We start from the raw sequence: 14,846 nt of genomic DNA, 5'->3' as shown, positions 1-14,846 counted from the left end.
AGATGAGTTTTTATTTCATTATACCAAACAGTTAATGGAAAATTATGATATTCATCCCAAAAACAAAAAGGAGCTAATTCAGATTAGCTCCTTTTTTTCAAATCGCCGATATATACAAAAACAAGCGACATACAATCGTTATTTCTGCTTCACCATATAAGTCTTCAACTGATCACGAAGCGCTCTTTTCAAAAATTTCCCGACGGATGTTTTTGGAATCTCCTCGACAAATAAGATGTCGTCCGGCATCCACCATTTTGGGAACTGGTCTTCTAATAAGGCATAGAGCTCTTCTTGTTCTACTGTTTGTCCTTCTTTTAATACAACACAAGCAACAGGACGTTCCTGCCATTTTTCATGCGGCACGGCAACGACAGATGCTTCTAATACTTTATCATGTGCCATTAAGGCGTTTTCTAAATCAACGGAGGAAATCCATTCGCCGCCACTTTTAATTAAGTCTTTCGTACGGTCAGCAATTTTAATAAACCCTTCCGGATCGACTGTTACAATGTCTCCTGTATGCAGCCATCCGTCTTTCATCGATTCTTCAGTCCGTTCATCATTATAATAGCTTCCAGCGATCCATGGTCCGCGCAAGCAAAGCTCGCCCATTTCTTCACCGTCCCACTTGATTTCCCCTTCTTGCCCAATGACTTTCATTTCAAGACCTGGGAATAAGTAACCTTGGCGGGAGCGTAACTCATAATATTCTTCTTTCGGTAAATCACGCTGATATGATTTTGGGCAGTTAATGACAACAGCTGGACTTGTTTCGGTCATCCCATATATTTGCCTAAAAGCAATTCCGTATTTCTCCTCATATGTGCGAATCATACTTCTCGGTGCTGCTGATCCACCTGACCAAATCGTACGAATACTACTAATATCATACGGATACTTTTCAAGCTCTTGTAATAGGCCAATCCAAATTGTTGGTACACCAGCAGTAATCGTCACCTTCTCACGTTCAATAAGCTGCGCTAAAATTTCCGGAGTAAAGTGTGGTCCTGGTAAGACGAGCGTTGTTCCAAACCATGTACCAGCAAAAGGAAGTCCCCATGCGTTTACATGGAACATCGGAACGACAGGCATACAAGTGTCTACTTCTGATATATTACCGCCGTCTACAAGGCCGAGCGTATAACTGTGGAGTGCTATACTACGGTGTGTATACACCACGCCTTTCGGTTTTCCCGTCGTTGCAGAAGTGTAGCACATACCTGCAGGTTCTTTTTCATCTAAGTCTGTTATGAATGGAAATGTTTCGTCGCCTTCTTCAAGTAGTTTATCGTAATGATATGCTGGTGATAGTGTTGTGTGAGGTAGTTCGTGATCATCTGTCATAATAATAAATGCTTTCACATGAGGAATTTCGTGTTGAATGCTTTCTAATACAGGAACCATATCTTCATCAACAAGAATGATTTTATCTTCGGCGTGGTTAATGATATAAGAAATGTGATCTGCAGAGAGCCGTAAGTTAATCGTATGTAACACCGCTCCAATTCCTGGAATCGCAAAATACGCCTCCAAATGGCGGTGATGGTTCCAAGCGATTGTTCCAACTTTGTCCCCTCTATCAATCCCCATTTTACTTAGTACACTAGCAAGCCGTCTTGTCCGCTTCGCAATCTCTCCGTATGTTAATGTTTGAATACGAGATGCAGTGCGCGAGACAACTTCCTTTTTTGAAAAATACTTCTCCGCCCGTTCCATCATCGCTGGAATGAGGAGTGGTACATCCATCATCATATTTCATGCCCCCTGTTATTATTTTATATATACACATACATCTGTATTATAACACGGCGCAACTAGACAAAAGCTGTTAACATTTCTTTCGTTTTCTACAAATAATGACAAAAGGAGCTCATTTGGATGAGCTCCTTTTGCGTCGAACGGTCGATATATTCGAAAAATACACCGATTTTTCTCTCCGATTCGGCTACATTTAGTTGTCTGGCCCCCCTGACAACTAGTTCTTCGCCATTAACTTTCCTTCATAATCGTTGAGCGTTTTAATTTCGATACCTTTATAGTAATGAGCAACAATGTCTGTATACCCTTTTCCCTCTTTCGCCATTCCGTTGGCACCATACTGGCTCATACCAACGCCATGACCATATCCTTTCGTTGTGACGACAATGCTCTTTCCTTGTTGTTTCCATGTAAAGTCAGAAGAACGTAAAGCTAATTTGTCGCGCACTTCTTTTCCTGTTAACGTTTTTCCTTGAAACTCTACATCCTTCACCCGTTTTCCTTCTGTACGTTCTTTAATATTACCGACTTTCCCATTCGCAAGCACCTTTACGCCAAGACGCTTTTGAAAATCATCTACAGTAAATGTTTGTTCACTCGCAAACTTTGGAGCAGTTTGATCCCATGGACTGTCTACACTTTTCAAATATGGTAAGTCCTTTCCCCAGTAGTCTGCAGCATTTTCCGTATAGCCGTTACTTGTTGAGAAGAAGGACGCTGTAATGGGAGTACCTTCATAAGTTAAAACTTGTCCGGCTGTTTTAGACACGGCTTCTTCAATCTTCTTCAAGTTTTTCTCATAATCTTTGCCCCATGTCTTCTTTAACTCTTCTTTACTATGGTAGACTTGATCACTCACCGTATCTGTCACATCCGCATTATTTTTCTTACTTCCACTTAGCATAAGCTGTACAATAAATGTCCTTGCCGCTAATGCCTGCGCCTTTAATGCCTCTATTTCAAAGCTAGCATTCATCTCAGAAGCTACTACACCTGCAACATACTCTTCCATCGGCACTGTTTCTACCTTCTTTTGCTGACTGCGATACACAGCAACTTGCACAGCAGTATTTACCTTTGCAGGAGCTGGCACATTTTGCACGGCTGGAGGATTTTGGGGCGGCTGACTTATCTTCTCTTTCGTAAACGGAATGACAAGTACGGTCGGTACAATAATGACGAGCGCCACTAAGAGCGCTATTGTAATGAAAAGTGGCTTTGAAATTTTCATCTCTTTCCCCCGATATAAAATTGGATTCATTTCATTCTTATGGAGCATAGCGAGCTTTTAGAACATATCGGGAGGAAATTCTTCTAATAGTAAGTAGCAGCAAAGCTTCTTTTCAAACAAACGAATTTTCGAAATATTTTTAATGAAACGTGCATAAGTTAGATGTTTCTTGACTATAACAGTAATAGAAAAAAAATCGCCCCTATGTCAAAAGACATAGAGACGATTTCAATTAAGCGTGAAGATCAGAAATTTGTTGTTCTTTCACTTCTTCTACTTTTTCGTTTACACGTTCAATTGTTGCACCTAATGCAGCTAATTTCTCATGGAAGTTTACATATCCACGATCAAGGTGTTTTAATTCTGTTACACGTGTGTAACCGTCTGATACTAAACCAGCTAGAATTAATGCCGCTGCAGCACGTAAGTCAGTTGCTGCTACTTCTGCACCTTGTAAGTTGTTAGGTCCATTCATAATAACAGAACGACCTTCAATTTTAATATCTGCATTCATACGACGGAATTCTTCAACATGCATGAAGCGGTTTTCAAATACCGTTTCTGTGATCATGCTTGTTCCATCAGCATGTAATAACAATGCCATCATTTGTGATTGCATGTCTGTTGGGAAACCAGGATGAGGCATTGTTTTAATATCAACGGCTTTTAATTTACTTGGGCCGATAACACGTACGCCTTCATTTTCCTCAATAACCTTAACACCCATTTCTTCCATTTTCGCTGTGATAGAACGTAAATGTTCTGGTACAGCATTTTCAATTAAGATGTCTCCACCAGTAATTGCTGCTGCAACCATAAACGTCCCTGCTTCAATACGGTCAGGAATAATAGAATGGTGTGCACCATATAATTTATCAACGCCTTCGATACGAATCGTTCCAGTTCCAGCTCCGCGTACTTTTGCTCCCATTGCATTTAAGAAGTTAGCTAAGTCAACGATTTCTGGTTCTTTCGCTGCGTTTTCAAGTATTGTTGTCCCTTTTGCTAATGTAGCAGCAGACATAATGTTTTCTGTTGCACCTACACTTGGGAAATCTAAGTAAATTTTCGCGCCTTGTAATTGTCCATCTACATAAGCTTCAACAAATCCATTACCAACTTTTACTTTCGCTCCCATTGCTTCAAAGCCTTTTAAATGTTGGTCAATTGGACGTGAACCAATTGCACATCCACCAGGAAGCGCAATACGAGCACGGCCATTACGTGCTAATAGTGGTCCCATTACTTGAACGGACGCACGCATTTTACGTACATATTCAAATGGTGCTTCAATATTTAAATCCTTTGAAGCATCAATCGTTACTTGGTTATTTTCAAATACGACTTCAGCATTTAAATGACGTAATACCTCATTAATTGTGTATACATCAGACAAAACTGGTACTTCAGATAGTACATTCTTTCCATCACTCGCTAATAGGGCTGCAGCGATTATTGGTAATACAGCATTTTTCGCGCCCTCAACACGCACTGTGCCGTTCAACCGCTTTCCGCCACGGACGATGATTTTTTCCAATTTATTCCCCTCCGTGTCCTTTTTTCAATATCTATTCAATACTCAGAAGTTATGATCGGTGTGCCAACCACAATTGTATCTTTGTTGTCTGTAGAACGTATTGCTATTTGCACATTGATTTTCTCTCTATTTGTTGAAAGAGCGTCATTCCACTTTTTATTATATGCCGAGACTGACACAAATGCTCTTTCTTCTATCTCTTCGATCGCTCTTGCTGAAAGATCTTTCAAAACCTGATTGGTTTTATTTTGCAAAACACCTTCAATCTTATCATTCAGTACACCTTGAACACAAGTGTAAATTTTAGGTTTTGTACTAAAAATTTTATCCATTTTTTGAATATTTTTAGGATCCCATTTTGACCCACTCACTTCAAAGATAATGAAAGTGTTTTCTTTAGTATTTTCCTTACTCCAAGTGACTACTATTCGTTCTTCATGAGAAGAAAATTTGTTGTATGCTGTGGCTTTATATCCGTTATGAGATTGTTCCAATTCCCATTTTTGAACATTCGCTTTTTCTTTCAATTCATTTAACAATTTTTGAAACGTATGTATGTTAGAAATGGTTTTGGTTTCTCGTGCTAACCATGACCACCGCTCTATCTCTGTTCCGTTTTTTTCAAGAGCTGCGATCATACTCTCCATTTTCTCTTCGTCACTTACGGGCTTTATCTCTTTATACCCGAACAAGAATACGACAATACTTACGACAACAATAAGAATTGTTTTCAAGGTTTTCAAGTTTCATCCCCTCCTATCCCCATTGTTAACGGAGATATGAGGTTCTATACACTTACTTTACTAAATACGTTAAACTCTTCGAATACCCTAAATAATCAAGGAAAAAGTTGCTGACAGATGTCCCGATTGCGATCGTAACAAGAATGAGTAACACCCTCGTCTGCAATACCTTCCCAGATTTCATCAGGCGTTCGATATGGATACCTTGTAAGGCCCACCACGTAATGGTAATAAACAATAAATGCGAAACAATCGCAATCAGTGCTTGTTGCCCTAAAAGTTGCGCCAAAAAAATCGACTCCTTTTGTTTGGCTTACCATCACTTAGGATGCAAAACGATCCCATACAAATGGAAACCACACTTTTTCCTGCCTAAATAGGCAGTATAAAGTTTTCCCTTCGAAAAAAGCTAAAGGGGGACTACCTATTTTGCTTGGAACATCTCTCGTACTAATAGAGCTCCACAATAAAAAGCGTAGAGCAGTAACTCTACACTTTTTATTTTCACTATTGTACCACGTTCCCAGTAAAGAAGAAATCTTTCATTAATGGAAAATATTCATAGAAGAAATTGTAACCAATTGCCGGTAGAATCCCGAGTAATACGGTTGCAATTGCGCAAAAACTAATAACAACTTTCAAGTTGAATGGTAAGTGTACCGGGTCTTCTTCACTACTCTTTCGAAAGAACATTTGCTGCAAAATGCGGAAATAATATACGAATGAGATAACCGTTGTGCCCATCATGACTGATGCTAGCACGTAATGAGCTGGACTCGCTGTAAAGGCGCTTAAGAAAATGTTAACCTTTCCGATAAAACCAGCTGTTCCTGGAATTCCTGCCAAAGATAAAATAAAAATAGTCATCGCCGCGGCGCCAAACGGAGAGCGTTTGTATAAACCGGAGAAAATTGTTACATTTTCCTTTCCGCTTTGTAAGATTAATCCATGAATGACTGCAAAAGCTCCTATATTCATCAGCACGTATGCTAGCATATAAAACCACATACTATCCATCGTAAATGGCGATAACGCTACAAGTGGAACGAGTAAATATCCAGCATGTGCTATGCCAGAATAGGCAAACAGACGCTTCACGCTGTATTGCTTTAACGCTACAACATTACCTATGATCATCGTAATAATGGCCAGTACAGCAATATATACGCTCATATTAGAGAATACTGATTGCTCACTTCCATGAACCGGTATAGCGCCGAATATCATAAGGAACAATCTTATCATCATAATAAACCCAGCGATTTTAGAGATTGTCCCGAGGAAAGCTGTAACAGGTACCGCGGACCCTTCATATACATCCGGTGCCCACATATGAAACGGCACTGTCGCAATTTTAAAGGATAAACCAACAAACAGAAGCAAGAAAGCAAGTGATAACAAAAGCCTGATGCTCCCATCCACGCCTTGCATGAGAACTTCCTGCATAGCAACTATATTAGTCGATCCCGTAATACCATATAAATAGCTCATTCCAAAGAGCGTAATGGCCGTCCCAATTCCGCCATTAATGACATATTTCATCGCCGCTTCATTCGAAGCACGATTTTTCTTTCGAATCCCCACTAAAATATACGAAGACAGTGATAACAACTCTAGGCCAATAAAGAGCGTAATAAAATCGACGCTAGACGCCATGAACATCGCCCCGAGAACTGCCATTAAAAATAAGTAATAATATTCTCCTTTATCTTGAATCGGCTCTTTTTTATCATCGCTCATCGCCATACATAAAACGAGGATCGCTCCAATTAATAGTAACGTTTTAAACCCTTTTGCAAATCCATCTAGTACAAACGAGCCACTTAAAATGTCCCCAGCTGGTTCACTATATAGTGTAATTAATGCGATGAGTGATAACACCGCAGCTCCAATCGCACCAATCCCTAAATACTTACGATCAAACGTTAGAAATAAATCAAGAAGCGAGAGAAGGATGGCCGCCCCAAGAATGATGAACTCCGGTACCATTAAGTGCCAAGATAAGCTAAGTAATGTATTCATATCCATCCTACCTCACCCCCAATATTTTCACTGTGTATTGTAGTGGCGCCCCGAGCAACTCTGGCATAACACCGATTGCGATAATACAAGTAAAGAGGAGCACAATCGGAATGTATTCCCAGCCGCGAACATCCGGCCTCGCTTCCAATTCCTTCTTCCCAAATGTCACTTGAAGCGTCGCCCTTAAGACATATACTGCTGTCAAAATGATGCCGAGTGCACCAACTGCTGCGATGATTGGCTTCCCTTGAAATAGTCCGAGGAATGCGAGAAACTCACTAACAAATCCAGACATTCCTGGGAGGCCAAGCGAAGCCATACTTCCTGCTAATAAGAAACCACTTAACACCGGAGCTTGTTTTGCGAGGCCGCCAAGCTTCGTAATGTCAGAAGTGCCGAAGCGCCGCTCAATCATGCCGAGCAAGAAGAATAGTAAGGCTGCAATTAAGCCGTGGGATACGACTTGAAATAGCGCTCCCTTCATGCCGGGTTCGTTAAGTGCCGCAAGTCCCATTAACACGATTCCCATATGCGAAATACTGGAGTAGGCGAGTACCTTTCGGAAATCTGTTTGAATTATCGCCAGAAAAGCACCGTACAGCAAATTGATTACTCCTAAAATCGCCATAAATGTTGCAAAGTCATGAAACTGCTCCGGGAATAGCCCTTTCCCAAAGCGCACAATGCCGTATGCCCCGATTTTGAGCAGAACACCTGCATGGAGCATCACCGCTGCAGGATGGGCCTCTACATGCACGTTCACCATCCAGCGATGCAAAGGAAATACCGGTAGCTTAATAGCAAAGGCAATCATAAGGGCAATGAATAATCCAAGCTGCAATGAATTTGAAATATCGCCTAGGAGCGATGTTTCCGCCCCAGTCAAAATATCTTTTAACGCTGTAATATTTGTTGTACCCGTTTTTGCAAAGAGGATAGAGAAAACGATGAGTAAAATTGCTGATCCAATTCCGTTATAAATCAAATAACTATAGGAAGCTTTTTCGCTTTTCAATTTCCCCCACTTTCCGATAAGCAAAAACATCGGTGGTAATGTAATTTCAAAGAAGACAAAGAATAGAAGTAAATTTTCTGCTGCAAAGACACCAAGCATCCCAATTTCAAGTGTTAATAAGAGCATATAAAAGCCTTTTATATTTTTTTGAATGGAAAAGGCAGCAATTGCCGCAAGTGTTGCTAAAAGCGCTGTGAGCATCATCATTACAAGCGAAAACCCATCGATGCCAAGCTCATAATAAATAGAAAACAACTTTTCATCTACGTTCAAAAAGCTTCCAAATTGAATCCATTTCACCTTTTCAGCAAAGATCGTTAAGCTCTTTCCGGAAGCGTATGTACTAGCTAAAACAATCGCGATTCCAAGCGGAAGAATTGTTCCGAACAAACCGAGGCCTCGCACTGCACGCACTTCCGTTTTGGGTGTTAACATAAGTAAGAGAATCCCTAGAAGCGGGGAGAAAATGAAGAACGATAATAAGAATGCATTCATTGCCAATACCCCCCTGTATATAACAGAATGACAACTAATGCCGCCAAAGAAACAGCTACCGCGGTTCCGTATACTTGTACGTTTCCGTTTTGAAGTTTAGAACCCGCAGTGCTTGCTCCTCTCACAATACCCACGATTAACCGGGCGATTCCTTCCACAATATATACTTCACATAAGCGAAGCACATAAGCGATTCCTTTTACGAGTGGAAGCACAGTCACATTATATATTTCATCTACATAATATTTTTCCTTAAGGAGGCTATATAGGACTGTTTCTCTTCCGCCAGCCCACTCTCTAGAGATGGAGCGTTTTCCATAGATAAGATATGCCAAGAAAATGCCCGCAAACGAAACGAGTGTCGCAATAATCATAATCCACACAGGACCATGACCTTGCTCTACTTGAAACGGGACATTCTTTGTAAGCCAGTCCCCAAGGAATGTTCCAAACCATGGCGTATTGATGTAACCTGCCAAAACTGCGAGAATACCAAGGACAATCATCGGGAATGTCATGACGCGCGGAGATTCATGCACATTCGCTTCTTTCTTTGCTTCTCCTGTAAAAACGAGAAAGTATAACCGGAACATGTAGAACGCCGTTAAGAATGCCGCGATAACCGCGAGGACAAACAACACATAATTGCCGTGCATCCACGCCCTAGCCAAAATTTCATCTTTACTAAAAAAACCTGAGAAAAGGGGAACACCACTAATTGCTAGCGTGCCGATTAAGAAAAGTATCCCCGTCACTTTCATTTTCTTCTGCAATCCGCCCATTTCATTAATGTTTTGCGTATGCACTGCATGAATGACGCTTCCGGCCGCTAAGAAAAGCAATGCTTTAAAGAAAGCATGTGTCGTTAAATGAAAGACGCCAGCCACGTATCCTGCCGAGCCAAGCGCGAGCATCATATAGCCGAGCTGGCTGACTGTTGAATATGCGAGAACTCTTTTTATATCCGTTTGTACGAGACCAATGGACGCAGCAAAGATTGCGGTAAAGGCGCCGACGATCGCGACTGTTTGCATCGCCACAGGACTTGCCAAGAATAGCGGAAACATCGTTGCCACTAAGTACACACCTGCCGCGACCATCGTTGCCGCGTGAATGAGTGCCGACACAGGTGTTGGCCCTTCCATCGCATCTGGAAGCCATGTATGGAGCGGGAACTGCCCCGATTTTCCCATCGCACCAATAAAAATTAAAATTGCCGTGAGTGTAATCATGCCAGAAGATATATCACCTGTGTGCATTGCCTTAAAGATAGCATCATACTCAAAACTACCAGCCTGCCAAAAAAGTAAAATCATCCCGATAAATAAACCGACATCTCCAATGCGCGTCATAATAAACGCTTTTTTCGCAGCAGCCTTTGCTTCTTCTTTAAAGAAATAAAAGCCAATTAGTAAAAATGATCCAAGTCCAACTAATTCCCAAAATATATAGAGCTGTAGTAAATTCGTCGAGATGACAAGCCCAAGCATCGCAAATGTAAAGAGCCCTAAATACGCATAAAAGGTGGGCAACCTCTCATCGCCATGCATATATCCTTTTGAATACACATGTACAAGGAAACTAACGAGTGTCACAATAAAAAGCATCAAAGCATTTAATGCGTTAATCTCAAAACCAAACGAAAGATCTACATCACCAATTCGGAGCCATAACCACTGATGCTTTACTGTTTCCGATGAAAATCGTTCTATTAATACAGTCGCCGCACCCACAAAGGAAAGAAATGTGAGAAAGATGCCAAGTAAGCTGCTTCCTTCTCTCAATTTTTTCCCAAACATAACGAGCAAAAAAAATGAGGCAAGCGGGAAAAGCGGTATGAGCCATGCATAATCGATCATCGTTTCCTTCCCCCTTTTCGGTCACAATTAACCTTTCAGCGAATCCATTTCATCTACGTTAACTGTTGTACGATTACGATATAACGCAATTAATATTGCAAGTCCAACTGCCGCTTCAGCTGCCGCAACGGACATCGTAAACAGTGAAAAGATTTGTCCTGTTAAGTTCGGAAAAAAGCCTAATTTACTAAAAGCAACTAAGTTTAAGTTCGCCGCATTTAACATCAGTTCAATACAAACTAAGACAATGACCGTATTCCGCTTTGTTAAAGCCCCGAATAAACCGATGCAAAACAAAATAATTGCAAGAGCTAAGTAGGCGGAAGCTGGAACACTATTCATTGGAATCCCCCTCTTTCTCATCCTTCTTCGCAAGTACAATTGCCCCAACAAGCGCAACAAGTAGAATAACCGACGTTAATTCAAATGGAATGACATATTTCGAATACAAGAGTGTGCCAATTTGAAGTGTATTTTGTTCATGAAGCGGTAAGCTTCCTTGTACACTTCGATTTGTAAAGTCTATATTATTAACAGCAAAGTACATCACCGTGCCAAACGCTACTACTGCAAAAAATATAAGCAATTTACGTAAACTAAAACTAGATTCACTTTCAGCGTCATGTTTCGTTAGCATAATGCCGAAAATCATAATAATCGTAATTGCCCCAGAATAAATTAAAATTTGCGCGACTCCAACAAACTCTGCCGATAAGAGAAAGTACAACCCCGCAATGCTAAGAAACGTAAACACAAGGGCGAGCATCATGTGCATAACTTTCGTTAAGTTCAGCATAAGAATCCCGCCGATGATCGCCGTTAAGGACAAGGCAAAAAACGCTACCAACTCGCCGTTCATGCTTTATTCTCCTTTCTGACATTCTCATCATTTTCATCTAGCCACTGCAAATTTTTAAACAAATCATCACGCGTATACTCCGCTAGCTCAAAATTGTTTGTCATAACAATCGCCTCGGTTGGACAAACCTCTGTACATAAATCGCAAAGAATACAAATTTCAAAATTAATATCGTACGTATCAATGATTTTTCCTTTTTTCGTAGGGTCCGGATGCTTCTTCCCTGTTAGTTGAATACAGTCAGTTGGGCAAATATTCGAGCATTGGTTACAAACAATACATTTTTCCGGATAAAACTTTTGAATCCCTCGGAAGCGGTCTGGTAGTGGCAATGGTTGATTGGGATAATCGTATGTTACTTTTTTCTTACTTAAGTTGCTAAGTGTATATTTTAAACCTTTAAATAGTCCCTTCATGTCTTACTGGCCCCCCCTCATAGATTAGAAGAACAACTCCTTAATCAATGCCGTTAAGAAAATGTTCGCAAGCGCGATTGGCAATAATACCTTCCAGCCAAACTCCATCAATTGATCGCCTCGCAGGCGTGGGAACGTGACGCGGAACCAAATAAGCAGGAAAACTACCGCGCTAAACTTTAAGGCAAACCATACAGCGCCAGGAATAAAACCAAGGAAAATAACTGGATTCCATCCTCCTAGGAAAAGCACCGTAATGAGCGAAGCCATTCCAAAGAAGTACACGTATTCAGAAAGCATAAAGAATGCCCAGCGAAATCCTGAATATTCCGTATGATATCCAGAAACAAGTTCCGATTCCGCCTCTGGTAAGTCAAACGGCGTCCGGTTGAGCTCTGCAACCGCTGCGATTAAGAAAATCACAAAGCCGATTGGCTGCGCGAAAATGTACCAAACCTTTTCCTGCGCTGCTACGATTTCATTTAAATTGAGGCTGCCAGCTAATAAGACAACGCCAATCACGCTCATTACAAGCGGAATTTCATAGGAAATCATTTGCGCCGCCGCACGCATCCCGCCTAAAAGTGAATATTTATTGTTTGATGCCCATCCCCCGGTCACAACACCAATCGTTGTAATACCTGATACAGCGATATAGTAAAGAAGCCCTACTCCAATATCTGCAAACTGAAATTTATCCGTAAATGGAATGACCGCAAGCACCATAAAAGCTGGTGCAAATGCGATAACAGGCGCCAATATAAACAGCGGCTTATCTGCAGCTTTCGGAATGCTATCTTCTTTTAATAAAAGCTTTAAAACGTCAGCAACTGTTTGTAGTAAACCGAATCTGCCGCCGACCTGATTCGGACCAATCCGCCCTTGCATAAATCCCATCACTTTTCGCTCTGCTAAAATCCCATATGTAACAAATCCAAGGACAGCAAATAGTAGGAGGACCGCTAATCCGAAAAAAATGAAAAAATTTGTCCAACTCGCCGATGACTCTAAGAGACGCTCTATCATCACCCATCAACCTCCCCAAGCACAATATCAACGCCACCTAAAATCGTAATTAAGTTCGCGATATTTTCGCCCTTCAAAAGCTTCGGTAAAATTTGAAGGTTGTAGAAAGATGGCCTGCGAAATTTTAAGCGATACGGTTCTTTCTTCCCATCACTAGCAATATAACAGCCAATTTCTCCGCGCGGTGACTCGATGCGGACAAATGTCTCTCCCTTTGGCGCCTTAATAATTTTCGGCACTTTCGCCAGTACTTGCCCTTCTGCTGGGAATTGCTCAGCCGCTTGTTCAATAATTTTGAGGGATTCCTCAATTTCCTCCATTCGGCAAACGTAACGATCCCATGCATCTCCTACCGTACCTACCGGAACATCAAAATCAAAGCGCTCATAAATAGAGTACGGCTCATCCTTACGAAGATCCCACTTCACGCCTGTACAGCGTAAATTCGCCCCGCTCAGCGAATAAGAAAGTGCATCTTCCGCGCTGTATATTCCGACGCCCTTCACACGATTTAAGAAAATTTCATTTCCGCTCACAAGGTCGTGATAGCCTTTCAATTGTTCTCTCATATATGGAACAAACTCCCGAACCTTCTCTATCCAACCATCCGGTGCATCCCACTTTACACCACCCACTCGCATGTAATTGAACGTTAGCCGCGCACCACAAAGTTCATTTAAGAGATTGATAATCATCTCTCGCTCCCGGAATGCGTATAGAAACGGGCTAACCGCTCCAATATCAAGAAGGTTTGTTCCCCACCAGACGAGGTGACTCGCAACGCGGCCAAGTTCCATCGCAAGTACTCTTAAATATTCTGCACGCTCTGGAATTTCAAGGCCCATCATCGTCTCAACAGCGTGACAGATCACATAGTTATTTGTCATCGCTGATAAATAGTCCATTCGGTCTGTATAAGGGATAATTTGTGTATACTGCAAGCTCTCTGCGATTTTCTCTGTCCCGCGGTGTAAATAACCAATGACAGGTGTAGCTTCCTTAATAATTTCCCCATCAATTTTAATAACAAGCCGAAATACACCATGCGTACTCGGGTGCTGTGGTCCTACATTTAAAAGCATTTCTTCTGTACGGATCATATTGCTACACCTCCACATCGAGCGGCTCATAATCTTTTCGAAGCGGATGACCCGCCCAATCATCTGGCATTAAAATACGCGTTAAATTCGGATGCCCTTCAAAGACAACACCAAGTAAATCATACGCTTCTCGCTCCGGCCAATTCGCCCCGTTCCATAGCAGCGCAATCGACGCCACTTGCGGCGCTTCCCTGTCCAGCTTCACCTTCACCGCCGCAGACTGTTTCTTACCATACGAAAACAAGTGAACATACACTTCCATATGTGTAACAAAGTCCGTCGCATGCAGCTCCGACATATAATCAAAGGCAAGTCCTTCATGGCACTTTAATAATTCCATCACTTCGTAGTAACTTTCCGGCTTAACAACAAGCGTTGGCACATCCTTTGAAAGTTTATTAATATAGTAATCTTCTAATGAATGCTCACCCATTTTCTCCTGAATAATCTCTACATAAGCATCCAAATATGGCTGATTCGGTGATGGTTCTTCCTGCTTCGGCTCTTCTTCTTTCTTGCCTGCAGCACCTTTTGCCTTAGCAGCAGCTGCTGCTTTTGCTTTCGCTGCTGCGATTGCCTTCGCCTTTTCATCGTCAGATGGTGCTCCGCCTTCTGACGTTTTCTGCTTTGCTAGCGCAGCCGCTTTTGCTTTCGCTGCTGCAACTGCCTTCGCTTTCGCTTTTGCCTTCTCCTCTTCCGATATCTCTCCGCCTTCTGACGTTTTCTGCTTTGCTAGCGCAGCCGCTTTTGCTTTCGCTGCTGCAACTGCCTTCGCTTTCGCT

The 14,846-nt window shown here is 41.7% G+C and carries 14 protein-coding genes; all 14 read right to left on the bottom strand.

Annotated elements, in window-relative coordinates; all coding sequences use genetic code 11:
• Positions 1-138: 138 nt before the first annotated feature.
• Positions 139-1,755, bottom strand: coding sequence for a long-chain fatty acid--CoA ligase (locus tag J4P91_RS08620; RefSeq protein ID WP_207993617.1), 1,617 nt, complete (start codon positions 1,753-1,755; stop codon positions 139-141).
• 223 nt (positions 1,756-1,978) lie between these two features.
• Positions 1,979-2,992 (bottom strand): stage II sporulation protein D, encoded by a 1,014-nt coding sequence (gene spoIID / locus J4P91_RS08615; protein WP_207993616.1) that lies wholly within the window; start codon positions 2,990-2,992, stop codon positions 1,979-1,981.
• Positions 2,993-3,224: 232 nt separating this feature from the next.
• Positions 3,225-4,529 (bottom strand): UDP-N-acetylglucosamine 1-carboxyvinyltransferase, encoded by a 1,305-nt coding sequence (gene murA / locus J4P91_RS08610; RefSeq protein WP_017153532.1) that lies wholly within the window; start codon positions 4,527-4,529, stop codon positions 3,225-3,227.
• Positions 4,530-4,564: 35 nt separating this feature from the next.
• Positions 4,565-5,272: a YwmB family TATA-box binding protein gene (locus J4P91_RS08605; protein ID WP_207993615.1), complete on the bottom strand. Its 708-nt coding sequence runs from the start codon at positions 5,270-5,272 to the stop codon at positions 4,565-4,567.
• Positions 5,273-5,324: 52 nt separating this feature from the next.
• Positions 5,325-5,561 carry a DUF1146 family protein gene (locus tag J4P91_RS08600; protein WP_017153534.1) on the bottom strand — a complete coding sequence of 79 codons (237 nt, stop codon included), beginning with the start codon at positions 5,559-5,561 and terminating at the stop codon, positions 5,325-5,327.
• Between the two features lie 218 nt (positions 5,562-5,779).
• A complete protein-coding gene (nuoN, locus tag J4P91_RS08595) occupies positions 5,780-7,294 on the bottom strand; it encodes an NADH-quinone oxidoreductase subunit NuoN (RefSeq protein ID WP_279538580.1) in 1,515 nt (504 codons plus the stop codon).
• 7 nt (positions 7,295-7,301) lie between these two features.
• Positions 7,302-8,804 (bottom strand): NADH-quinone oxidoreductase subunit M, encoded by a 1,503-nt coding sequence (locus J4P91_RS08590; RefSeq protein WP_207993613.1) that lies wholly within the window; start codon positions 8,802-8,804, stop codon positions 7,302-7,304.
• On the bottom strand, positions 8,801-10,663 hold the full coding sequence (gene nuoL / locus J4P91_RS08585) for an NADH-quinone oxidoreductase subunit L (protein ID WP_207993612.1): 1,863 nt from the start codon (positions 10,661-10,663) through the stop codon (positions 8,801-8,803). The genes J4P91_RS08590 and nuoL overlap by 4 nt, the downstream gene beginning before the upstream one ends.
• 27 nt (positions 10,664-10,690) lie before the next feature.
• Positions 10,691-11,005 carry an NADH-quinone oxidoreductase subunit NuoK gene (gene nuoK, locus J4P91_RS08580; protein WP_207993611.1) on the bottom strand — a complete coding sequence of 105 codons (315 nt, stop codon included), beginning with the start codon at positions 11,003-11,005 and terminating at the stop codon, positions 10,691-10,693.
• On the bottom strand, positions 10,998-11,522 hold the full coding sequence (locus J4P91_RS08575) for an NADH-quinone oxidoreductase subunit J (RefSeq protein WP_207993610.1): 525 nt from the start codon (positions 11,520-11,522) through the stop codon (positions 10,998-11,000). Before J4P91_RS08575 ends, nuoK begins: the two co-directional genes overlap by 8 nt.
• Entirely contained in the window at positions 11,519-11,938 is a 420-nt protein-coding gene (gene nuoI / locus J4P91_RS08570) for an NADH-quinone oxidoreductase subunit NuoI (RefSeq protein WP_042981023.1), read from the bottom strand. Before nuoI ends, J4P91_RS08575 begins: the two co-directional genes overlap by 4 nt.
• Positions 11,939-11,962: 24 nt before the next feature.
• Positions 11,963-12,964, bottom strand: coding sequence for an NADH-quinone oxidoreductase subunit NuoH (nuoH, locus tag J4P91_RS08565; protein ID WP_207993609.1), 1,002 nt, complete (start codon positions 12,962-12,964; stop codon positions 11,963-11,965).
• Positions 12,964-14,064, bottom strand: coding sequence for an NADH-quinone oxidoreductase subunit NuoD (nuoD, locus tag J4P91_RS08560; protein WP_207993608.1), 1,101 nt, complete (start codon positions 14,062-14,064; stop codon positions 12,964-12,966). Before nuoD ends, nuoH begins: the two co-directional genes overlap by 1 nt.
• 4 nt (positions 14,065-14,068) lie before the next feature.
• Positions 14,069-14,846: NADH-quinone oxidoreductase subunit C (locus tag J4P91_RS08555; protein WP_207993607.1), on the bottom strand; the 778-nt coding region annotated here is incomplete at its 5' end.

This window comes from Bacillus sp. XF8 (assembly GCF_017498755.1).
Taxonomy (GTDB): domain Bacteria; phylum Bacillota; class Bacilli; order Bacillales; family Bacillaceae_G; genus Bacillus_A; species Bacillus_A bingmayongensis.
Note: the sequence above shows the minus strand (reverse complement) of the source record. Positions and strands in the feature narration are given on the sequence as shown.